General features: G+C 68.3%; 21 protein-coding genes. 8 read left to right on the forward strand and 13 right to left on the reverse strand.

Annotated features, from left to right (window positions below; all coding sequences use genetic code 11):
• Positions 1–45 precede the first annotated feature (45 nt).
• Both G7B71_RS05700 and G7B71_RS05705 read right to left on the reverse strand, forming a co-directional pair.
• The gene (locus tag G7B71_RS05700; protein ID WP_166038776.1) at positions 46–231 is read right to left on the reverse strand and encodes a hypothetical protein; all 186 of its coding nucleotides are present in this window, start codon (positions 229–231) and stop codon (positions 46–48) included.
• A gap of 6 nt (positions 232–237) precedes the next feature.
• Positions 238–984 carry an MBL fold metallo-hydrolase gene (locus G7B71_RS05705; RefSeq protein WP_166038778.1) on the reverse strand — a complete coding sequence of 249 codons (747 nt, stop codon included), beginning with the start codon at positions 982–984 and terminating at the stop codon, positions 238–240.
• 75 nt (positions 985–1,059) lie between these two features.
• Here G7B71_RS05705 and G7B71_RS05710 point away from each other — a divergent pair, with 75 nt between their 5' ends.
• The 5 genes from G7B71_RS05710 (at position 1,060) to G7B71_RS05730 (ending at position 4,977) form a co-directional block, all read left to right on the forward strand.
• Positions 1,060–1,665: a TetR/AcrR family transcriptional regulator gene (locus G7B71_RS05710; RefSeq protein WP_166038780.1), complete on the forward strand. Its 606-nt coding sequence runs from the start codon at positions 1,060–1,062 to the stop codon at positions 1,663–1,665.
• Between the two features lie 79 nt (positions 1,666–1,744).
• Entirely contained in the window at positions 1,745–2,833 is a 1,089-nt protein-coding gene (locus G7B71_RS05715) for a transcriptional regulator (RefSeq protein ID WP_166038782.1), read from the forward strand.
• 128 nt (positions 2,834–2,961) lie between these two features.
• The gene (locus G7B71_RS05720) at positions 2,962–3,261 is read left to right on the forward strand and encodes a hypothetical protein (protein ID WP_166038783.1); all 300 of its coding nucleotides are present in this window, start codon (positions 2,962–2,964) and stop codon (positions 3,259–3,261) included.
• Between the two features lie 115 nt (positions 3,262–3,376).
• Positions 3,377–3,874, forward strand: coding sequence for a thermonuclease family protein (locus G7B71_RS05725; RefSeq protein ID WP_166038785.1), 498 nt, complete (start codon positions 3,377–3,379; stop codon positions 3,872–3,874).
• An 8-nt stretch (positions 3,875–3,882) separates the two neighbouring features.
• Positions 3,883–4,977 carry a histidine kinase gene (locus G7B71_RS05730; RefSeq protein ID WP_166038787.1) on the forward strand — a complete coding sequence of 365 codons (1,095 nt, stop codon included), beginning with the start codon at positions 3,883–3,885 and terminating at the stop codon, positions 4,975–4,977.
• A 35-nt stretch (positions 4,978–5,012) separates the two neighbouring features.
• On the opposite strand, the gene G7B71_RS05735 is transcribed toward G7B71_RS05730, so the two are convergent.
• Complete coding sequence (locus G7B71_RS05735) at positions 5,013–5,366, reverse strand: hypothetical protein (RefSeq protein WP_166038789.1); 354 nt, start codon at positions 5,364–5,366, stop codon at positions 5,013–5,015.
• 98 nt (positions 5,367–5,464) lie between these two features.
• On the opposite strand from G7B71_RS05735, the gene G7B71_RS05740 reads away from it, so the two are divergent.
• Positions 5,465–6,172 (forward strand): NYN domain-containing protein, encoded by a 708-nt coding sequence (locus G7B71_RS05740; protein WP_166038791.1) that lies wholly within the window; start codon positions 5,465–5,467, stop codon positions 6,170–6,172.
• 2 nt (positions 6,173–6,174) lie between these two features.
• Here G7B71_RS05740 and G7B71_RS05745 read toward each other — a convergent pair whose 3' ends face one another.
• The 8 genes from G7B71_RS05745 to lepA form a co-directional block, all read right to left on the reverse strand.
• A complete protein-coding gene (locus G7B71_RS05745; protein WP_166038793.1) occupies positions 6,175–6,693 on the reverse strand; it encodes a hypothetical protein in 519 nt (172 codons plus the stop codon).
• Positions 6,693–8,582, reverse strand: a complete 1,890-nt coding sequence (locus G7B71_RS05750; RefSeq protein ID WP_243406122.1) for a M1 family metallopeptidase — start codon at positions 8,580–8,582, stop codon at positions 6,693–6,695. The genes G7B71_RS05745 and G7B71_RS05750 overlap by 1 nt, the downstream gene beginning before the upstream one ends.
• A gap of 64 nt (positions 8,583–8,646) precedes the next feature.
• Complete coding sequence (locus G7B71_RS05755; protein ID WP_166038794.1) at positions 8,647–9,150, reverse strand: hypothetical protein; 504 nt, start codon at positions 9,148–9,150, stop codon at positions 8,647–8,649.
• Positions 9,151–9,224: 74 nt separating this feature from the next.
• Positions 9,225–9,362, reverse strand: coding sequence for a hypothetical protein (locus G7B71_RS05760; protein ID WP_166038796.1), 138 nt, complete (start codon positions 9,360–9,362; stop codon positions 9,225–9,227).
• Positions 9,363–9,563: 201 nt separating this feature from the next.
• The gene (locus G7B71_RS05765) at positions 9,564–10,217 is read right to left on the reverse strand and encodes a L,D-transpeptidase family protein (protein ID WP_166038798.1); all 654 of its coding nucleotides are present in this window, start codon (positions 10,215–10,217) and stop codon (positions 9,564–9,566) included.
• Between the two features lie 588 nt (positions 10,218–10,805).
• Complete coding sequence (locus tag G7B71_RS05770; RefSeq protein ID WP_166038800.1) at positions 10,806–11,153, reverse strand: hypothetical protein; 348 nt, start codon at positions 11,151–11,153, stop codon at positions 10,806–10,808.
• A gap of 129 nt (positions 11,154–11,282) precedes the next feature.
• Entirely contained in the window at positions 11,283–11,855 is a 573-nt protein-coding gene (locus tag G7B71_RS05775) for a M23 family metallopeptidase (protein WP_166038802.1), read from the reverse strand.
• Positions 11,856–12,039: 184 nt separating this feature from the next.
• Positions 12,040–13,848: a translation elongation factor 4 gene (gene lepA, locus G7B71_RS05780; protein ID WP_166038804.1), complete on the reverse strand. Its 1,809-nt coding sequence runs from the start codon at positions 13,846–13,848 to the stop codon at positions 12,040–12,042.
• A gap of 106 nt (positions 13,849–13,954) precedes the next feature.
• Between lepA and G7B71_RS05785 the strand changes: the two genes are divergently transcribed.
• Positions 13,955–14,233: a UvrB/UvrC motif-containing protein gene (locus tag G7B71_RS05785; RefSeq protein WP_166038806.1), complete on the forward strand. Its 279-nt coding sequence runs from the start codon at positions 13,955–13,957 to the stop codon at positions 14,231–14,233.
• A gap of 146 nt (positions 14,234–14,379) precedes the next feature.
• Positions 14,380–15,762 carry a LuxR C-terminal-related transcriptional regulator gene (locus G7B71_RS05790; protein WP_166038809.1) on the forward strand — a complete coding sequence of 461 codons (1,383 nt, stop codon included), beginning with the start codon at positions 14,380–14,382 and terminating at the stop codon, positions 15,760–15,762.
• Positions 15,763–15,923: 161 nt separating this feature from the next.
• Here the strand turns inward: G7B71_RS05790 and G7B71_RS05795 are convergent, their stop codons facing one another.
• Both G7B71_RS05795 and G7B71_RS05800 read right to left on the reverse strand, forming a co-directional pair.
• Complete coding sequence (locus tag G7B71_RS05795; RefSeq protein ID WP_166038811.1) at positions 15,924–17,192, reverse strand: glutathione-independent formaldehyde dehydrogenase; 1,269 nt, start codon at positions 17,190–17,192, stop codon at positions 15,924–15,926.
• A gap of 400 nt (positions 17,193–17,592) precedes the next feature.
• Entirely contained in the window at positions 17,593–20,445 is a 2,853-nt protein-coding gene (locus tag G7B71_RS05800; protein ID WP_166038813.1) for a TonB-dependent receptor, read from the reverse strand.
• Positions 20,446–20,530 lie beyond the last annotated feature (85 nt).

The raw sequence follows: 20,530 nt of genomic DNA on the forward strand, positions 1-20,530 counted from the left end.
CACTGGCGTGCGCCCACGGGTTGGATCCGCCGAAAACTCCCCGTCTCAATGGAGGCCGAAGATGGCGACCACCACGCGCAGCAAGACCAGTCGCAACGGCCCGCCCGCCTCGGGCAGCAGGATGGCGTCCGCCGACGCACCGGGCGCGGCGCGCACCGCGAGGCGGCCGCCCTCGTCGGCCAGCGCCAGGATCGCCTCGCGAGGCGGCAGCTTCGAACGCGGCTTGGCCATCTTCTCCTAGGCGGCCAGCGCGCGCTGCTCGCGCCAGTCGGCGGTGCGGCGGTCATAATCGTCGGCCAGCGCCTCCAGCGCGGCCGCGCAATCGCCGGCGAACGCGGGACCGTGCATCAGCGCCAGCGTCGTGGGCGCGAGCGGCGCCAGCCGGCGGATCGTCGCCGCCATCTCCGGATGAAGGCTCGAGAAGCGGAACAGGTCCTCGGCCGCCGCCGCGGGCCCGACGATGTCGCTCTCGGTCAGCGCCTCTACCGTCCCAACCTGGGTGAACAGGTCGCCGCACAGCAACGTGCCAGTCGTCTCCTCCATGAGCAGGCCGGCCTCCCAGCCATGCGGCGTGTGCGGCGTGTCGATATAGCGTACGCGCTTGCCGCCGAGGTCGATTGTCTCGCCGTCGGCGAGCAGCCGCGGCGGCCGATCGGCGAGGTCGTTGAGGCTGACGTCGCAGGCGGTCGCGCCATGCGCCACCTCGGCCCGCGGCGCCGCGTCGAGCCACAGGTTCATCGCGCCGCACTCGTCCGCCTCGACATGGCCGAAGCTGATCCAGCGCAATCGCTCGACCGGCATCAGCCGCGCGACGGCCTCGCGCACCGCCGGGAACAGCCGCCGGTGGCCGGTGTGGAACAGCAACGGCTCGTCGGCGAGGAGCAGATACTGGTTGAACACGAAGCCCGCCGGCGGCGCGACTTCCGCGACATAAGTCGAGATGCGGTAGATGCCCTCGGCGATCTCATCCACTCGGGTGGTCATTCCCTCTCTCCCTTCCACTCGCCCCTGCCACCGAGTCTTATTGACTGCACATATATGTGCATCTAAATATCGGCCATGTCAATTTCCGATGCACAATCGCGTGCAGCGAATAAACGGAGCTATCGGCTCGGCGCTCGGGCGCTGAAGCAGGAGGAGACTCGCCGCCGCATCGTCGAGGCTGCGGTCGACCTGCATTGCTCGGTCGGACCGGCGCGGACCACGGTCGCGCAGATCGCCGAGCGCGCCGGCGTTCAGCGCCACACTTATTATGCCCACTTCCCCGACGAGCGCGACCTGTTCCTCGCCTGCTCCGGCCTCGCGCTGGAGCGCGATCCCCTGCCCGCGGTGGAGGAATGGCGCGTGCTCAGCCCCGGCCGCGATCGTCTCAGCGCGGGCCTGGCGGAGCTTTACGGCTGGTACCGGCGCAACGAGGGCCAGGCCGCCTGCGTGCTGCGCGACGCCGAGCATCACGCGCTCACCCGCGAGATCGTCGCGCTGCGCATGGCGCCGACCTTCGCCCAGGCCGCGGCGGTGCTCGGCGAGGGCCTCTCAGACCGCGCCCGCCCCTTGTTGCTCGTCGCTCTCCAGTTCGCCACATGGCGCACCCTCGCCTCGATCCACGATCCGGAAAGCGCGGCGGCGTTGATGGCCGACGCCTTGCTTGCCGTGCCAGCGGCGTAGCCCGGGTTTGCCATTCCCCCGCCGCCGCGCCTAAGTAGCCGCGAGCGGTACGCGCAACTCCTGAGGTCTTGCTGACAATATGGCGCCGGGCAGCTTTCGCTTCGACCGCTTCCTCCTCGATCCCGTCGACCGCCAGCTGAGGCGCGACGGCGCGCCGGTCGAGCTCAACGCGCGCTACCTCGACGCGCTCGCCCTGCTGGTGAGCGAGTCCGGCAAGCTGGTCTCCAAGGACCGCTTCATGGACGAGGTTTGGCGGGGCGTCCCGGTCACCGACGAGGCGCTCACCCAGTGCGTTCGAACGCTCCGGCGACAGCTCGGCGACGACGCCGCCCGTCCGCGATTCATCGAGACGGTGCCCAAGCATGGCTACCGGTTCATCGCGCCGGTCGAACGGGACAATGGCGACAGCGAGGCGGCCGCCGCCGAGCGTGACGCGCCGGCGGCGCTGGCGGCGCATCGCTGGCAGCGTTTCCTCCTGCTCGGCGCCGCCGGCACGGTCGGCGGCGTCGTCGCCGGTTTCTTCGGCGGGCTCTTCTATGGCTTTGCCGGCTCGTCGCAGCCGCTCGCGCCCGGAATGGGCGCCGCCTCGGTGCTTCTCGTCATGCTGTGCGTGACCATGGCGGTGGCGCTGATCGGCGCCGCCGGGGTCGCCTTCGGCATCGCCGCGTCGGGTTTCGTCTCCGATCGTCCGGGCCCGTGGACCATCGTCGGCGGCGGCCTCGGCGGCATGATCGTCGGTGCCGCGGTTAAGCTGGTCGCGCTCGATGCGTTCAACCTGCTGCTGGGCCAGTCTCCCGGCGACATCACCGGCGCGCCAGAAGGGGCGATGCTCGGCGGAGCGGTCGGCCTCGGCGCCTGGCTCGCGGGGCGGCACGCCGAGCTGCCGTCGCTTCGGCGGAGCGTTGCGGCGGCGGCGGTGGCGGGAGGAGTCGGCGGTCTCCTCATTCCCGTCGCCGGCGGCCGGCTGCTCGGCGGTAGCCTTGATCTCCTCGCCCGCAACCTTCCCGCTTCCCGAGTCGGCCTCGACGAGATCGGCGCGATGCTCGGCGAGAACGGGTTCGGCCCGGTCAGCCAGATGGTCACCGCCGGTCTCGAAGGCGCCTTGTTCGGCGCCTTCGTCGTCGCCGCGATGCTCCTCGCGCGACGGCGGACGAGCGGCAACGCGTAGCGCCGATTGCTCCGGGACGACCGTTGCAGCCCCGTAATTGCGGCAGAGCGACTCTCCGCCGCGCCGGGTGACGATTACCCCACGGCCCTATTGGCGTAGTCTGGCGATGCCCCAGTAGGAGTATCGCCATGGGTTGGCTGGTCAGTCGCCAGGAAGTCACGACGGAACCCGAGCAAGCGCGGCGCAAGGTCCTCGCGCTGCTCGCGAACCTCGAGGATGTCCCCGATCCCGAGGAAATGCTGCTCAACGTCCTCGTCGACGCGGTGATGCTCGTCGAAGCCTATCGCGGCGCCCGCCACGAGATCGTCCGCCTGCCCGAGCTCCAGCACAGCGTCGATGCCTTGCTTAGGGATCTCACGGTGAGCGAGCGGATCAACCAATGGTCGCGCGAGCCGGAGACCGCCGACGCCGGGGTCGCCGCCCGCTGACTTTCGCCGGTCGGCGGCTTCTCGACAGGAAACATTGTCTTGGCGCGCGCTCTGCGCCATTCTCCGCGCGCCAGGCTGGGGGGAGCAAAGGGTGGCGCACGGTTCAGCCGAAGGGATGAGGAAAGTATCGGGCGGGGCGATCGCCATCGCCCTGATCATCCTCGCCGCCATCGCCTTCATCCTGTTCAGCGCGGTGGGCCAGACCTCGTCGGCGGCCGTCGACACCGCTTCGGGAAGCCATTTCCCCTGCACCGTCCAGAGCGTCTATGACGGCGACGGGCCGATCAACTGCGCCGAGACCGACACGACCGGCAAGCAGGTGCGGGTCCGGCTGCGCGGAATCGAGGCGCGCGAGGCCGACAATAGCTGCCGCTATGAGAATCTCTGCCCGGAAGCGTCCGGCGCCGAAGCCAAGGCGCAGCTGACCCGACTTGCCGTCGGCCGGCTCGAATGCACCTCGTTCGGTCCCTCCTACAACAATGTCGACGCGAGCTGCCGCAACCCGTCCGGACAGGACATCAGCTGCGAGATGCTGCGCAGCGGCGCAGCGGTGCGCTGGCCGCAATATGATCCCGACGGCCGCCTCGTCCCGTGCGTGCCCGCGCCCCGTTGAGACCGGCCGTGATCGACCAGCTTTCCGCCAGGTTCCGAGGCACCGCGCTCGGCCCGACCGTCGTCATCTGGACATTCGGCTACATCCTGGTCGACGCCATCGCCTACCTGATCGGCCGCACCCCGCCCGGGCTGATGCTGGCCGCCTCGGTGCCGATGTTCGCGCTCGGCGTGGCCCAGACGCTCACGCTCAACTGGCTGCGCAACAACGAGCGTCCGGTCGCCTTGCTTCTGCGCTGGCCGCTGCTCCTGGTCGCCATCGCCGCGGCCACGGCGTTGCAGACCCTGTTCGACGTCTACCTGCTGCGCTGGCTCGCCCTTCACGTCATCCCGGACTGGCAAGAATGGGCCCTCGACCTCTCGCTGCAGCGCCTGCTCGGCGTCGCCTTCCTCTATTTGTGGACCTTCTGCCTGGCGCTCACCCTGCTGTGGGCGATGCGGGCGAGCGGGCAGGCGGAAGCGAGCACCGCCCGAGCGGCGAGCGCCGAGGCGGCCGCAGCCAAGGCTGTCGCTGCGGCGCTGCGCCTCCAGCTCAATCCGCATTTCCTGTTCAACACGCTGAACTCGATCTCCAGCCTGGTGACGCTCGGCCGGCGCGAGGAGGCCGAGGAGATGATCCAGCGCCTCGCGGACTTCCTGCGCGCCTCGCTCAACTCGGACCCGATGGAGGACGTGCCGCTGGTCCAGGAGATCGACACGATCGAGGCCTATCTCGACCTCGAGGCGGCGCGCTTCGGCGAGCGGCTCAGCGTCAGCATCGAAATCGCTCCGGAGGCCGCGGAGGCCATGGTCCCCAATTTCATTCTCCAGCCGCTGGTCGAGAATGCGATCAAGCACGGCGTCTCCGCGCTGAAGGGCCCCGCCGACCTGGCGGTCGAGGCGGTGCGCGAGGACAGCCAGGTCGTGCTCAGCGTGTTCAACACCTCGCCCGACGGCGAAGAGAGCTCGCGCCCGCGCACCAGCACCGGCATCGGCCTCGCCAACAGCCGCCAGCGCCTCGCCCAGCGCTACGGCAAGAACGCGCGCATCGAGACTGGCCCGGTCGCGGACGGCTACCGAGCGACGATCTGGCTGCCGTTCGTACCGGATCCCCTCGGCGGCTGACGATCAGTCGAGTCTGAAGGCAGGTCGTCCTGGAGCTACAGCATGGTCACAGCGAGGAGGCCCGCGCCTGCGAGAAGCAGCAACGCCACTCCGCCGATTTCGAGCAGCCGCCGGACCCGATTGCCGCCCGCGGGCTGACGCCGCGCTCCCCACTCGACCGTTTGCCACACGCCTAGCCCGAGCAGAACGGCCAGCACGAGCAGCACCGCGGCAACGGTCCGGAAGTCGCGCGCGCCGTCGGGATTGCAGGGACCATCCTGGCAGGGCGCCATGCCGAAGCTGGAGATCAACAGGACGGGCAGTCCGATCAGGATCATGAAGGCGACCGCCGCCTGGCATCCGCAACCCTTGCCCCCAGCGCTGCGGCGCTCTTCCTTTGGTTCGCTCATCGTCTCACGATACAGACCGTCAGGAACGCCTCAATCCCCGGACTATTGTCCACCAGAGACGCTGCCCCATCGCGGGAGCAGCATGATCAAGGAATGCCATGGTCGACCGCAGCCACTCCCCCAACATCGCCCTGCTCATCGACGCCGACAACGCCTCGCCGCAGACGCTGGAGCAGGTGCTCACCGTCCTGGCCGAGCTCGGCACCGTCAACATCCGGCGGGTCTACGGCAATTGGAACAAGCCGGCGCTCAAGGGGTGGGCCGAGATGACCCACCGCCATGCCCTGGAGCCGCAGCAGCAGTTCGACGTGACCAAGGGCAAGAGCGCGACCGACATGAAGATGACGATCGACGCGATGGACCTGCTCGCCCGCGGCCAGGTCGACGGCTTCGGGATCATGTCGAGCGACAGCGATTTCATGCCGCTGGCGATGCGGATCCGCCAGGATGGGCTGCCGGTCTACGGCTTCGGGACCGCCAAGACTCCGGACTCGTTCAAGCAGGCGTGCAGCCGGTTCATCGATGTCAGCGCGCTGGTCGATCGCAATGAGGATGAGCTGCTTGACGAGAAGCCGGCCGTGGACGCCGCGCTGGTCGAGCTGCTCGGCGACGCGATCAGGGCATCCAAGCGTGACGAGCGCGGCTTCGCCAGCCTGTCCGAAGTGGGCCAGAGGGCCAGCGCGCGATCGTCGTTCGACGCCCGCAGCTACGGCTACAGCCGGCTTGCGGACCTGGTTGCGGCCCTGCCGAACTTCCTCACCGAGAAGCGCGCCGACGGCAGGGTGTTCGTCAAGCGGGTGCGCTAGCCTCAGGTCGGGCAGCGCACCCGGGTGGCCGAGGTGCCGCCGCTCTCAACCACGAGACGGCCGTCGCCGCCGAGGCGAAGGGTGCGGGTCTCGGTGCGCGTCTCGCCCTCGCCGGTGGTCCGCAGGTCGACCGCGACGGAGCTTCCCATCTCGCGCACTGCGGTCACCTCGCCCACGCTCTCATAGAAGCGCAGGCTCGAAGCAGCGACCGTCAGGCGCAACCCGCTCGACGCCCGTCCGCACGCCTCGCGGCTGGCATCCCAGCGGCCGTGGAAACGCGCCGGGATGGTGGTCGAGGCTTCCGCCGGGGCACTGGTCTCGTTGCCCGCCGGGGGGCTCACGTCCGTCACCGCCCCATTGCCTCCGGCGATGATCGAGGCGTTCGATTCCGCGAGCACGTCCTCGGGGGCGAGGGCGATATTGTTGGTCACAGCCTCATTGGCCGGGGCCGGCGCGCCGCAGGCGGACACGATCAACGCGAGCGCTGCGGTCACGCCGAGTGTCACCTTGCCGAACGCCATCACTGGACTCCGAGAACGCGGTCGACGCTGCCGGTCGTCACGGAGTGATAGGTCGGCCGGGTCTGGGTATAAACGCGGCGCGCGATCGCCCGACCCCATTCGCCTTCGCCCCACAGGGTCTGGAACAGCGGAAGCACGAACTTGCGGCGGCCCATCGCGGCGAGGAAGCGCTCGGCCGGGGCGACCGCGGGCTCGTAGCGGTTGGCGAGCGCGAGGTTGAGCCAGGCGAACAGGACCTCGTTGTTGCCGGCCGTGTTCAGCGCCAGCGCGCTATCGAGCGCTGCGAGGCGCGGCTGCGCGAGCTCGCGCGGCAGGCGGTTGAGGAAGCGCAGCCGCTCCGCCGTGGTCCAGCGCCCGAACGCCGCCGGCGCCGCGCCGCCGCCCGCGAATGCCGCGACGGCCTGGTCGACCTCGGCGAAGGCCGCCGGATCGGGCCGAGCGACGTTGGACGGAAGGCCGGGCTGATAGACCCACTGGTCGAGCATCAGCCGCTGCTCGAGCGCGGCGTCGCCCTGGACGAGGTTGGCGCGCAGGTCGGCGAGGAACCGCGCCGAGGTCATCGGCTGGAAGGCGTGGCGGTCGAAATAGGACCTGAGATAGGCGTCCCAGCGCTCGCGGCCGACGATCCGCTCGAGCGTGCGCAGGAAGACCGCGCCCTTGTCATAGACGATGCCGCTGGCGCCGCCTTCGGGCGTGCCGTCGGCTCCAGTCAGGTTGAGCCGCGTGGTCGAGCCGGTCATCCCCTCCTCGTTCAGCGCCGACATCATGTCGTCGAAGCTGAGCGCCGCCTCCTGGCTGGCGCGGCGCGGGCCGTAGATCGCCTCCATGATGCGGTTCTCGAAATAGGAGGTGAAGCCCTCGTTGAGCCAGCCGTCGGCCCAGGTCGCGTTGGTGACGAGGTTGCCGGACCAGCTGTGCGCCAGCTCGTGGGCGACGAGGCCGACCAGGCTCTTGTCGCCGGCGATGAAGGTCGGGGTGAGGAAGGTGAGGGTCGGGTTCTCCATGCCGCCATAGGGAAAGGACGGCGGGAGGACGATCACGTCGTAGCGGCCCCAGCGATAGGGGCCGTAGAGCGCCTCGGCGGCCTCGACCATGCGCTCGGTGTCGGCGAGTTCGGCGGCGGCGCGGTCCATCATCGCCGGCTCGGTCCACACGCCGGTGCGCGGGCCGAGCGGCCGGAAGGCGATGTCGCCGGCGGCGATCGCGATCAGATAGGGCGCGACCGGCTGGTTCATCGCGAAGCGGTAGGCACGGCGGCCGGCGCCGGCGGGCTCGCCGTCGGGGGTGAGGCGGTCGCCGGACATGACGACCTTCAGCGGCTCGGGCGCGGTGATGCGCGCGGTCCAGGTCTGGCGGATGCCGGGGCTGTCCTGGGTGGGGATCCAGGTGCGGTTGAGCGTCGGCTGGCCCTGGCTCAAGAGATAGGGGTGGCGGCCGCCGGCGGTCTGCTGCGGAGTCAGCCACTGCAGCGCGGCGGCGCCGGGGCCGCTGCGGTAGCGGATGATGATGCGGCGCGCGTCGCCCATGCGGATGGTGACCGGGGCGCCCTTGGCCGGGTCCTCGGCGCCGACGACGAGCGGCAGCGCGCGGCCGTTGGCGTCGGTGACTCCGGCGATCTCAAGGCCCTTGCTGTCGAGGACGATCTCCTGGGCGCCGGGCGCGGCGAGGATGTCGAGCGCGGCAGTGCCCTCGACCCGCTGCGCGTCGAAATCGAGCGCGAGGTCGAGGTCGACATGGGTGACGCGCGCCACTTCGGGGCGGGCGTAGCTGTGGGTGTCGCGGGCGTCCGCAGTGGTCAGGATCGGCGCGACCATTCGGGTCTGCGGACTGTCTCCGGCGGTGGTGCAGGCGGTGGCGACGAGGGCGAACGCGGCGAGGAACAGACGCAAGGCAAACCTCCGGGACGGAACGTGCCGCGTCCCTAGCCCACCAAAGCTGAACCTGCAAAAACGCTCAGTAGCTCTTGAAGCAGAGCTGGCTCGGCTCGAGGGTCCCTTCGCGGACGGTGATTCGGGCGCCGGCGGGGTTCATCAGCGCTGAGCCGATGTCGGCGAGGGCGAAGGTGCGGCCGGCGAAGCCCTCGCGCCAGTGGATCTCGCGGGCGTGGCCGGGGCGGACGTGGGCGTCCCAGGTGGCGAGCTCGGCGCGGCCGGCGCCGGGCGAGTCGGCGGTGACGGTGAGGTGGGTGAAGGTGCCCGCGCAGGCCTCGCCGCCGCCATGGACCGCGAGCAGCACCTGGCCGGGGCCGAGGGCGCCGCCCTGCCAGGCGCGGCGGGTGCCGTCGGGGAGCTGCTCGGCGAGGGTGAAGCATTGGTCGGCGGCGGGCGCGGGCTGGCCTATGGCGACGCAGGCGGCGTGAGGCGCGTCGGTCATGCGCGGGTTGGCGAGCGGGCCGACGACGGCGCAGGCGCTGACCATCAGCCCGACGACGAACGCTCCGCCCGCTTCATACCGCATGTGCCTTGTCCCCCCAAAGCCACAAAAGCTCGCTCCCCTTTGTTGCGCAAGCGGGGGCGGGAGGGAAGAGGGGTCTAGCCCTGCGCGACCGTGGAGGCCACGGCGATCGCGCCCGGCGACGGGCTCGGCGGCCCGCCGGTGACGAGGCCGAGCGCGAGGATCGCCGCGCCGGCCAGGGTGTAGATCGCCTTGAAGCTCATGCGGTCACTCAAGCCGCAATTCCCTCCTTCAAGCACTCCCGAGTCGACGAATCCGGCATCCCGCTAGACAAATCAGCCCCGCCCGCCCCAAACCGTTCAGGCTGAGCTTGTCGAAGCCCTACACTTCCTCCTGCACGGTGGAGAAGTAAGGATAGCCCTTCGACAGGCTCAGGGCGAACGGAGTGAGGGGCTAAGGATAGTAGAACCTCGGCATCAGCTCTCGGCGCGGCCGCTCCACACGACGACGCGGTCGCCGACCCGGGTGACCTCGAACAGCAAGGCGGCGAATTCGCGGGGAAGGCCGATGCAGCCGTTGGTTGCGAAATCGTCGGCGAGGCGCGGGCTGCCGTGGAGCGCGACCCCGTCCCAGGTCAGCCGCTGCATGTGCGGCATCGGCGCGTTGTAGATGTTGGAGGTGTGGTCGCGGCGCTTCTCGAGGATCGGGAAGGTGCCGGTCGGGGTCGGCTTGTCGGGGGCGCCGTAGAGGATCGACGAGCGGCCGATCTCGACCCCGTTCTTGTAGACCGACAGGACGCGGGCGCGCAGGTTGACGACGATGATCGCCTCGCCGGTCGCGGCCGCGGCGGCCTCGGCGTCCCAGGCATATTCGCCGGGCCGGAGCCAGTTGGGGACGGCGAGCTCGCGGGTGATGCGAAGATTGCGCACATCGATCGGGCGGGTGTCACGCGCCGAGGCCCGCGGCTGCGTCTGCGCGACCTCGCCGGGCGGCACCGCCTCGACTCCGGAGACGTCGGCATAAGCGAGGCGCGGCGGCTGGCCGGTCCCCTCGGCCGGCAGGGTCACCGGTGCGGCGAGGATCATCACTGCGGCCAGGCTCATCAGCGACTTGAGCGCGAACTGGATCATCGCATTCCTCTCCCGTTGATGAACCCAAACGCTCGACTCGCGCCTCGGGCAACCGCCCTGTTGCACCCGTCCCGCCGCGATACAGAGCGGGACCGAACCCTATCGCGCGACCGCGCCCCCGGAGTCGAAAGGTCGCACAAAGGTCACACCAACGCGCATGAGGAGCCGGTCCGGCACCGCGGGCCGAACGTCGCCCGGGATCGAGTGCGGGGCAGGCCGAATGTCACGACTGTCACGACTGTCGCATGGAAACGCGGGGGGTCCCGCGGCCGCGGAGCGCCGTCGCCGGCCAGTCGGCGGCCCAAAGCGGGACGGCACACGTTCCGCTTATGTTCCATGGCTCCGGTAGATCAGACGAAATCCTATTTTGCAAGGGCGGCGCGCCCGAGCGCAGCGACGCCGGCCGCGAGCGGCCGCCGGAGCAGCGCGAGAGAGCGCGAAGGCCGGCCAGCCTGCGCCCGACAGTGGGACAGTACTGACGTCGCGGAATTTACTTCCGTGACGGTCTGCATCGCCCCGAACCGCCGCGTCCGAGGCAGATGGGCTCGCGTCTTCTTCCGTCTAAGTTTTTCTTCAGAGCGCCTGGGACTAAGCGCTTCCAAAAACCATCACCAATTCAGCGCGAATTGCGCGACGCAGGCCCTCCCGGGCTTCTTCGGGGGAATGAAAGCAAGCAACTAAGTCTTGCCACCTTTCCAGACGTTTGTTTCGATAAACCGCAATATCCAACCCCTTTATGCCAATTTCAATCGCGGCCTCATCCAACATCGAGTCGAAGTGATGCGCTGGCCACGCGTTGTCGATGGCTAGGACAAGCGCCCGGTTCAGGAGAGGGTCGCGATTCTCTCCCCAACCGGCGGCTTGGCCCAAAACGGCGACAAACGGAATCTTAGTTTCCGCAGCGCGCTTTAATGTCTCTAATCCAACTTTAGCCATTGTGTCCGATCTACAGGCGGGCCAGGTTGAGGCACAACGTTCTCACAATCCCAGTCGTTACTCGGACCCACGGCGTCGTGCAAAGGGTCAGATTTCATGGATGGACCGTTGTGGTGCGACCCCTCACTACTAGTGCCTACTGTCCCGCACCCGCCCCATCACCCTCAAATCCCACCGCACCTGGAGGGCCGTCGCGCCGCGGTAGGCGCCGACGTGGATGTGGGGGAGCCTCGAGATGCCGTTGTTGCCGACCCTGGCGACGGGCTGGCCGGCGCGCACCCGGTCTCCTGCCGCGACGGTGACGTCGGCGACGTGGGCGTAGAGGATTTTGGTGCCGTCGGCGCGGCGGAACAGGATCATCGCGGCCGGCGGGCGGCCGACATTGCCAGGGGTGTTGACCACAGGGTTGGCGACGACGCGCTCGACGACTCCGTCGAACGGCGCGAGTACTTCGGCGCCCCAGCCGTACCAGTCCGCGTTGGCGCGGCCGTCGCTGCGGTAGAAGCTGGTGAAGCCCGGGCCGCCGGGTTCCTGCCCTCCCGTCACCATGCAGTCGGTGCCGAGCGCGTCGCCGAGGAAGGTCGCCTGGCCGGCGGGATGCTCGATGCAGGCGAAGGGGGCGCGGTAGAGCGGGTGGAGGGTGACTCCGGGGAGGTCCGGCGCGGCGGCGGTGGTTTGGAGGAGGGCTAGGAGGGCGAGCATCCGAGAGGTGTGGCGGAAATCCGCCGCTAGGTCACGGGCTCAACAAGAGCGCCGCGGCAAAGCCGCGCCGTGACGTCGGACGGGTTCGGCTGGCGACGGGCCAGCCGCCCCGCCGGCCGGAGTTCGCCGTCTCTCGCGGCTGCTCAGGCGGCGCTGGGCGCCGGCTTCGCTACCGCTGTGCGGCTCACTCTTCCCCCATCCGCAGCGCAGCAATAAACGCCTCCTGCGGGATGCTCACGTTGCCATATTCGCGCATTCGGGCCTTGCCCTTCTTCTGCTTCTCGAGGAGCTTGCGCTTGCGGGTGGCGTCGCCGCCGTAGCATTTCGCGGTGACGTCCTTGCGCAGCGCCGAGATGGTCTCGCGGGCGATGACCTTGCCGCCGATCGCCGCCTGGATCGGGATCTTGAACATGTGGCGCGGGATCAGCTCCTTCAGCCGCTCGCACATGCCGCGGCCGCGGGTCTCGGCGGTGCCGCGGTGGACGATCATCGAGAGTGCGTCGACCAGCTCCTCGTTGACCAGGATGCTCATCTTGACGAGGTCGCCCTCGCGGTGGCCGATCTGGTGATAGTCGAAGCTCGCATAGCCGCGGCTGATCGACTTCAGCCGGTCGTAGAAGTCGAACACCACCTCGTTCAGCGGAAGCTCGTAGGTGAGCTGGGCGCGGCCGCCGACATAAGTGAGGTTCTTCTGGATGCCGCGGCGGTCCTGGCACAGCTTGAGGATCGGCCCGAGATATTCGTCGGGCACGTAGATGGTCGCCTCGATCCACGGCTCCTCGATCAGCGCGATGCGGTTCGGATCGGGCATGTCGGCGGGGTTGTGAAGCTCGATCACCCGCCCCTCGGCCTCGCCGGCGGCCTTGGTGAGGTGGACCTTGTAGACCACGCTCGGAGCGGTGGTGATGAGATCGAGATCATATTCGCGGGTCAGCCGCTCCTGGATGATCTCGAGGTGGAGGAGGCCGAGGAAGCCGCAGCGGAAGCCGAAGCCGAGCGCGGCGGAGGTCTCCATCTCGAACGAGAAGCTGGCGTCGTTGAGGCGCAGCTTGGAGATGCTCTCGCGGAGCTTCTCGAAGTCGGCGGCGTCGACGGGGAAGAGGCCGCAGAACACGACCGGCTGGACTTCCTTGAAGCCCGGCAGCGGCTCGGCGGTGGGCTTCTTGGCGTCGGTCAACGTGTCGCCGACGCGGGCCTGGGCGACTTCCTTGATCTGCGCGGTGATGAAGCCGATCTCGCCGGGGCCGAGCTCGGGCAGCTGCTCGATCTTGGGGCGGAAGCAGCCGACGCGGTCGACGAGGTGGGTGGTGCCGGCGGCCATGAACTTGACCTGCTGACCCTTGCGGACGGTGCCGTCCATCACCCGGATGAGGATGACGACTCCGAGATAGGGGTCGTACCAGCTGTCGACGAGCATCGCCTTGAGCGGCGCGTCGCGGTCGCCCTTGGGCGGGGGAATCCGCTCGACGACCGCGTCGAGGACCTCCTCGATGCCGATGCCGCTCTTGGCCGAGGCGAGGACCGCGTTGGACGCGTCGAGGCCGATGATCTCCTCGATCTCGTTCCGGACCTTCTCGGGCTCGGCGGAGGGCAGGTCGATCTTGTTGATCACCGGCACGATCTCATGGTCGTGCTCGATCGACTGGTAGACGTTGGCCAGGGTCTGCGCCTCGACGCCCTGGGCCGCATCGACGACGAGCAGCGCGCCCTCGCAGGCGGCGAGCGAGCGCGACACCTCATAGGCGAAGTCGACGTGGCCGGGCGTGTCCATCAGGTTGAGGACGTGGCCCTTCCATTCGAGGCGGACGGTCTGCGCCTTGATGGTGATTCCGCGCTCCTGCTCGATCTCCATATTGTCGAGCACCTGGCCGTGGGTCATCTCGCGCGCGGTGAGGCCGCCGGTGACCTGGATGAGCCGGTCGGCCAGCGTCGACTTGCCATGGTCGATATGGGCGATGATGGAGAAGTTACGGATCTTGGAAAGGTCGGTCATTTCGCGATTTTCTGGGTCAGGTTCGCGCGCCCCTAGCAGGCGGGCGCGGGGGAGGCAAAGCGGCGAGCGCGGCTGAGCCAAATGGGTGGCCGCGCGTTCTTCGTCCATGACCAGCCGCATCGAAGAGCTCCGCCTTCGCATGGAGGAAGCCGCCGCAGCGATGGATTTCGAGGAGGCGGGCAGGCTTCGCGACCAGATCAGCCTGCTTCGCGGCCAGAGCGGGGAGCCGGCGGCGGCGGAGATCGACCCGACGGGGCTCGAGCGCCAGCAGCCGGGCCGGATGGGCCTCGGCACCAGCCAGCAGCGCATGACCCCGCCGCCGGGCTGGACGCCCCCGAGGAAGCCGGACCCGATGACCCGCGGCCGCTCGCGCGGGCGGAGGTAGGCGGGGATCGTCTCGCAGCGCCGCCCCGCCTCGTCGAAACATGCATCAGTATCTTGGCGGGCGCTGAGATCAGCCGTTCATGTTATCAGGCCCCATCGTCGGCACGTTTGCTCTCAGGGCGGCGGCTGAGACTTGCGGATCCTAAATTGGCGCGGGGGCAAAGTGCGCGTGGGCATGAAATGCAACCCGAGTCTGCGCTAGATCCTGTTCTCCTGACGCGGCAGCGGCTCTCGTCACGTCCGCCACGGCCCAGCGATCCGGTGCGCGAGAACGCGGCCCTCCTCGCGCTGGCCGACGAAATGGCGCAGCGGCCCGACACTGTGCTCGACCTGTTGTGCGAGCTGATCCTCCAGACTTGCAGAGCGGATTCGGCGGGGGTCAGTCTGTTGCGCGAGGAGACGGACGAGTTCGTCTGGCCGGCGGTCGCCGGCGCGTGGGCGCCGTTCGTCAATGGAAGCATGCCCCGCTCAGCGAGCCCGTGCGGCAAAGTCGTCGAGCATGACGAGGTGCTGATCTTCCGCGACGTGCTCGCGCAGTTCCCGGCGACAGGACAGGCGACGCCCGACATCGAGGAGATAATGCTCGCGCCGTTTCATCGCAATGGCGCGCCGATCGGCACGGTGTGGGCGATCAGCCACGATCCGTCGCGCGAGTTCGATGCCGAGGATCGGCGGGTCCTCACCAGCCTCGCGCGGTTCGCCGCCGCTGCTTATCAGACGACCAGCGCGCACCAGTCGGCGCGGCAAAGCCAGGAGAGGCTGAAGTCAGCCGTCGAGCTCGCAGGTCTTGGGCTTTACGCGATCCAGATCGAAGACGGCGAAAGCCGAATGACCTGGGACGACAGGGTCCGGAAGATGTGGGGTTTGTCCGACCGCGCGGAAGTCACGTTCCAGGTCTGGCTCGACGGCATTCACTCCGAGGACCGCGACCGGGTCGAGGCGGCTGTCGAGCGAGCCTACGACCCCGCGGGCGACGGCTTGTACGATGTCGAGTATCGCGTGCTCGGCGCGGACGGGATCGAACGCTGGGTCGCCACGTGCGGCGAGACCCGGTTCGAGAATGGAGAGCCGGCATCGTTCCTCGGGGTGGCGCTCGACATCACGGATCGAAAGGTGGTCGAGCGGGGTCTCGAGCTGGTCATCGAGATGCGCGACGGCGCGCTCGACGAAGCAACCGCGACGCTCGAAGCCGAAGCCAAAGCGCGTGAGCGGGCCGGCGAACGACTCGACCTTCTCCAGTCTGAACTGTCACGCGGATTGTTCGCCGCGCTCGAACGTCGCCAGGAGGGGTCTCCCGGAACATACCGCAGGGCCGTCCAGGCGGCGCGCAAGATTGAGGGCCTCTCCACTCGCGAGCGGGAGGTGCTCAACGGCCTCGTCGCGGGCGAGCCGCACAAGCAGATCGCGCACCGGCTGGGCATCAGCGTGCGGACCGTCGAAATTCACCGGGCCCGAATGCTTCATCGCCTCGGCACGCATCTCGCCGACGCCATTCGCCTCGCCGTGCTCGCCGAACTCGCCGCCGAGTGAAGGCGCGGCCGGACGCCACTGTCGGAGAGCATCGACGGACCGCGAATCTCGATGCCTCTGAGGCATTCCCCGCGATCTAGCCGCCAACAGCCGGCTAGATCGCGGGGGTGTGGGAAGCGGCCGTCAGCGTCCGACGTCGGCGAGGCCCTTAGGGCCGACGCTCAAGCCACTTCCATCCTCGGCGCGGCGGACGGCGCCGACTCGCTCTCGTCCCGAGCCGACATGAGCTTGGTCATGTCGTGCGGATCGATAACGAACTTCTTGGGCGATCCGTCCAGGAAGATCTCATATGCGTCGACCGCCCGCTCCAGCGGGATGACCTCGGTGTTCAGAAGCGGCGTCAGGTAGGGCATCCGGTCCCACAGGATGGCCATCATCAGATCGCGGTTATAGCGCATGACCGGGCATTGGCCGGCCGTGAGCGACGGAGATTTCACCCAGGCGGAGGGGAAGGCCAGGGCCATCAAGCCTTGCTTGTTGAGTTCGGTGGGAGCGCCCGGATCCAGGTTGGTGTAGACGCCGGGGATGCCCATGGCCCCGGCCGGCCTGACCACTTCCAGCAACGTGTTGATGACGGCTTCCTCCACATTCTTGGAACTGCCGTCGGGCCCGTGACCGTGGCACTCGAGGCCGACGCAATCCACGCCCGCATCGACCCAGCGAGAGCCCGTGCCGAGGATCGTTTCGATCTGGTCGGCGACAGGCGTGGCGCTGGATGGATCGACCACCTCGTAGCCGGCATTCTTCACCAGCGCGCGCCTCGCCTCGTTATGGTCGCCGACGATGATGCAGGATGCGCCGAGAAGCTGCGCGCTCGCCGCGGCGCAGCGACCGACCGGCCCGGCGCCGGCGATGTAGACGGTGGAGCCGGTTCCCACCCGCGCCTCGACACAGCCATGATAGCCGGTGGGCAGGATATCGGAGAGCAGGGTCAGGTCCCTGATCTTCTCCATCGCCTGTTCCCTGTCGGGGAATATAAGCAACTGGAAGTCAGCCCATGGCACGAGCATATATTCGGCCTGGCCGCCCTGCCAGCCGCCGAGATTGAACCCGTAGGCGCCGCAGAAACCGAGCTCCTCGTTGGCGTTGAGGCACACTTCCGTGTGGCGTTCCCGGCAGTTGCGGCATGTGCCGCAAGCCACGTTGAAGGGCACGGAGCAGATGTCGCCCACTTTGACGCGCTCGACATGGGAGCCGACCTCGACCACCTCGCCGGTGTTCTCATGGCCCATCTGCATTCCCGACGGCGCGGCGAAGCGGCCGTTGTAGATATGCAGATCGCTGCCGCAGATGTTCGTCGTGACGATCTTGAGGATGACGGCGTGCTCGATCTTCCTGCCCTTCGGATCCTCGAGCTTCGGGTATCCGTGGTCCTCGAGAGTCATCTTGCGTGGTTCCCGGAACGTGATTGCGCGATTGCCTGCCGGCATAACTAATCTCCTCGATCGGGGCCCCGCCCATGCGACGCGGAGAATAGGCGGCGGGCATCGGTCCGCCTTGATAGTGGTCAACATTTGGTGGGGCGCCTGACGCCGATCGGATGGTTGACCCGTTGCCGCGAGAGGCTGGCTTGAGCGTCGAGGCATCGGCAGCGCGCCGCGGCGCGGACCACTTCAGACGCCGATCCAGGCCGCCGACCTCACCCGCGCTTCGGCCTCAGCGGCGGGCTGCCGATGCCTTGGCGCCGGCGGGCTTATCGGCGCGCGCGTTCATGGGGCGACGGCGCGGCGGCAAAGATCACCTCGACCGGGCAGTCGCCATCGGTTCTCAGCCTTGGCACTCAGCCGCATCCGTCAACGGGAGATACTCGTCCCGGCTGACGTTCAACCCCTACATGCGGACTCGGGCGCGGGCGTAGAAATAGCGGCCGGGGATGTCGTGCGCGGTCTGCGAGAAGTTGTTGGATTCGCAGGTCACGCAGCCCGGCGTCTCGACGTCGAACAGATTGTTGACTCCGAAGGCGAAGCCGAACCGGTCGTCCGGGCCGACGTCGAACCGCACCTGGAGATCGGTGTAGAACACCGACTCCATCACGTTGCCGCCCACCTCCTCGAGCTCCGAAACGTAGCGGCCGATGAGCGTCAGGCCGAAGGGACCGGTGTCGAGATCGACCACGCCGACCGACTTGAAATCGGGGAAGGCCTGGGCCGGGGCGCCGACCTGGGTGCCCTCCCTGCTCAGCAGATCCGGCCCCGTCGGCCCCGGAACGACGACGTCGAAATTCTGCAGGAAGGTGCTGTTCCAGGTGAAGCCGAGCGTGCCGATGCCGGTCTCCAGCCCGCGATAGGCGATGTTGACGTCGATGCCGTCGGTGCGGATCGCGGCGATGTTCTGGAGGAAGCCCTGGACCTCGATCAACTCGCCATTGACCCGGGTCACGAGCCCGCAGGTCGCCGGATCGTTGGTCAGCAGGCAGTTGAGCACCGTGGTCGAGCGGGGAATGGCCTGGATCGCACCGACCACCTCAATGTCGTAATAATTGACCTCGAGCGACAGGCCCGGAAGCCAGGACGGGCTGTAGACGCCGCCGAACACATAGCTTTCGGAATTTTCCGGGGCGAGCGCCTGGTTGCCGCCGGTGGTCACCGAGATCTGAGCGTTGGCCTGCTGATAGCTGCCGTTGGCGGGCACGCCGGCCGCGATGCACGCGGCCCTGACCTCGGCATCGTTGGCGAAGCGCCGCGGCGCCAGGTTGCCGGTATGGGACGAGCAGGGATCGTCGAGCACCTCGTCGAAGCGCGACTGGGTGCCGAACAGCTCGCCGATCGACGGCGCACGGAACCCTTCGGCCCAGCTGCCGCGGAACAGCAGGTCCTCGATCGGTTGCCAGTTGATCTGGGCCTTGAACGTCGTCGTCGAGCCCGAGGTCGAATAGTCCGAGTAGCGCGCGGCGCCGGTCAGCTCGAGCCGGTGGAAAAAGGCGGTGTCGCGGAGCAGGGGCAGGCGAAGTTCGGCATAGGCCTCGCGGACGTCGTAGCCGCCGCTGGTCGGCTGCGCCGGGATGTCGGAGCTGAACCCCGCCGAGACCACCGGGTCGGGGTCGAACCGGCCCTCCAGATCGCGATATTCGACGCCCACCGCGAGCCCGACCGGGCCGCCGGGAAGGTCGAACAGGCTTCCCGACAGATTGGCGGTCGCGTCGAACTGGCTCTGCTCGCTGCTGTCATTCTGCTCGAAGGTGACGAAGTTGATCATCTCCGGAGTGATCGAGCCGAAGCCGCCGAACAGGTTGAACGGGACGCAGGGCGCGGTGCAGCCGGAGATGGGGCCGAGCGCCTGACGCAGCAGTCCCGAGTGGATGTTGCCGAACATGGTCTGTTCGGCCTGGTTGCGGCCGTAGGAGGCGCTGACGTCCCAGAACCAGGCGTTGCCGCCGATCTGGAACTCGCCGTCGACGCTCGCGACTCCGTAGATGGTGTCGACCGTCTGGTGGAACCGGCGCGGCCCGCCTTCGAGGAAGCGCCGGAAGATGGCGCCGACATTGTTGTTGCTGCCGCCGAGATCGACCCCGAACGGATTGAACGGATTGGTGGCGCTGACCACGATGTTGCTGAGGACCGGAGTAAGGCCGGAGGTCGGCCCGATTCCGAACGGCAGCGGCGCCGCCTGATTCCTGGACTCGCGCTGGTTCCACAGCGCCCGCAGCGAGAAATTGACGCTGTCGGACAGCTCGTAGCGCAGGTTGCCGAACAGGCCGATCCGCTCAAGCGGGATCTGCAGGAAGTTGAACGGCTGGAAGTTGAAGCGGTCGGCCGGGCTGACGAAGCCCCGGAAGTCCGCGGGAGTCGCCGAACGTCCGATCACCGGCGCGATCAGGGTCGCATTGCCGCCGAGGAAGATGCTGCCGGTGTAGCGCCCGCTGGGCGTGAAGCTGGAACAGGTCGCCTGGCAGGCGCTGGTGTAGGGCTCGGGAAAGGCCGACAGCGCGCGCTCGCCCGAGAAGACCGGGTCCTGCCGGACATAATTGCCGCCGACCACGACCCGCAGCGGGCCGTCGCCGCCATTGCCCCAGCTGAGCTGGTAGTTCTGGGTGAAGCCGTCGCCTTCGTCATAGCCGCCGATCTGGGCCTGAGCGAGGAATCCGTCCTGGCGGCTCTTGGTGATGATGTTGACCACGCCGGCGATCGCGTCGGAGCCGTAGATGGCCGACGCGCCGTCCTGAAGCACCTCGACTCGCTCGATCGCGCTTTCGGGGATGGAGTTGAGGTCGGTCGAGCCCGGCACGCCGCTGGCCGAGGCGCCGAGCACGTAGCGCAGGCCGTCGACGAGGACGAGAACGCGGCGCGAGCCGAGGTAGCGAAGGTCGATCTCCGCCGCGCCGGCGCCGACTCCGCCGCCGTCGGGCGGGTTGCCGAGATTGCCGCTGTTGTTGAACCTGGAATTGAGCCCGCCGCCCGAGCTCGGCAGCCGCTGGAGCACGTCGTTGATCGAGTTGAGGCCGGTGCGCGAGATGTCGTCCTGGTCGACGAAGACCACCGGAGCGTCAAGATCGAGCGGATTGCGGCGGATTCGGGAGCCGGTCACGGTGACCACATCTTCACCCTGGACCGCGTTGCCCTCCGCGTCGGTGCGGACCGGCTGGTCGGGCTGAATGCCCTGAGCGGCCGCTGGGGTGGCAAGGAACGCGGCGATCAGAGCCACCGCCGCACAACCGGAACGCACGTTGACGATTCCCTTGGTCATGTCCGACTCCATCGGTTCGACGCAACAAGAGAGCCAGATAAGCACGAAATCGAAAAGTCGTTTCTACTGGGTCACGACTTTTTCC

The organism is Sphingosinicella sp. YJ22 (assembly GCF_011320075.1).
Classification (GTDB): Bacteria; Pseudomonadota; Alphaproteobacteria; order Sphingomonadales; family Sphingomonadaceae; genus Allosphingosinicella.

Coding starts and splice junctions, on each gene's coding strand:
- G7B71_RS05700 (WP_166038776.1), bottom strand. CDS start 231: ATGGCCAAGCCGCGTTCGAAGCTGCCGCCTCGCGAGGCGATCCTGGCG.
- G7B71_RS05705 (WP_166038778.1), bottom strand. CDS start 984: ATGACCACCCGAGTGGATGAGATCGCCGAGGGCATCTACCGCATCTCG.
- G7B71_RS05710 (WP_166038780.1), top strand. CDS start 1,060: ATGTCAATTTCCGATGCACAATCGCGTGCAGCGAATAAACGGAGCTAT.
- G7B71_RS05715 (WP_166038782.1), top strand. CDS start 1,745: ATGGCGCCGGGCAGCTTTCGCTTCGACCGCTTCCTCCTCGATCCCGTC.
- G7B71_RS05720 (WP_166038783.1), top strand. CDS start 2,962: ATGGGTTGGCTGGTCAGTCGCCAGGAAGTCACGACGGAACCCGAGCAA.
- G7B71_RS05725 (WP_166038785.1), top strand. CDS start 3,377: ATGAGGAAAGTATCGGGCGGGGCGATCGCCATCGCCCTGATCATCCTC.
- G7B71_RS05735 (WP_166038789.1), bottom strand. CDS start 5,366: ATGAGCGAACCAAAGGAAGAGCGCCGCAGCGCTGGGGGCAAGGGTTGC.
- G7B71_RS05740 (WP_166038791.1), top strand. CDS start 5,465: ATGGTCGACCGCAGCCACTCCCCCAACATCGCCCTGCTCATCGACGCC.
- G7B71_RS05745 (WP_166038793.1), bottom strand. CDS start 6,693: ATGGCGTTCGGCAAGGTGACACTCGGCGTGACCGCAGCGCTCGCGTTG.
- G7B71_RS05755 (WP_166038794.1), bottom strand. CDS start 9,150: ATGCGGTATGAAGCGGGCGGAGCGTTCGTCGTCGGGCTGATGGTCAGC.
- G7B71_RS05765 (WP_166038798.1), bottom strand. CDS start 10,217: ATGATCCAGTTCGCGCTCAAGTCGCTGATGAGCCTGGCCGCAGTGATG.
- G7B71_RS05770 (WP_166038800.1), bottom strand. CDS start 11,153: ATGGCTAAAGTTGGATTAGAGACATTAAAGCGCGCTGCGGAAACTAAG.
- G7B71_RS05775 (WP_166038802.1), bottom strand. CDS start 11,855: ATGCTCGCCCTCCTAGCCCTCCTCCAAACCACCGCCGCCGCGCCGGAC.
- lepA (WP_166038804.1), bottom strand. CDS start 13,848: ATGACCGACCTTTCCAAGATCCGTAACTTCTCCATCATCGCCCATATC.
- G7B71_RS05785 (WP_166038806.1), top strand. CDS start 13,955: ATGACCAGCCGCATCGAAGAGCTCCGCCTTCGCATGGAGGAAGCCGCC.
- G7B71_RS05795 (WP_166038811.1), bottom strand. CDS start 17,192: ATGCCGGCAGGCAATCGCGCAATCACGTTCCGGGAACCACGCAAGATG.
- G7B71_RS05800 (WP_166038813.1), bottom strand. CDS start 20,445: ATGACCAAGGGAATCGTCAACGTGCGTTCCGGTTGTGCGGCGGTGGCT.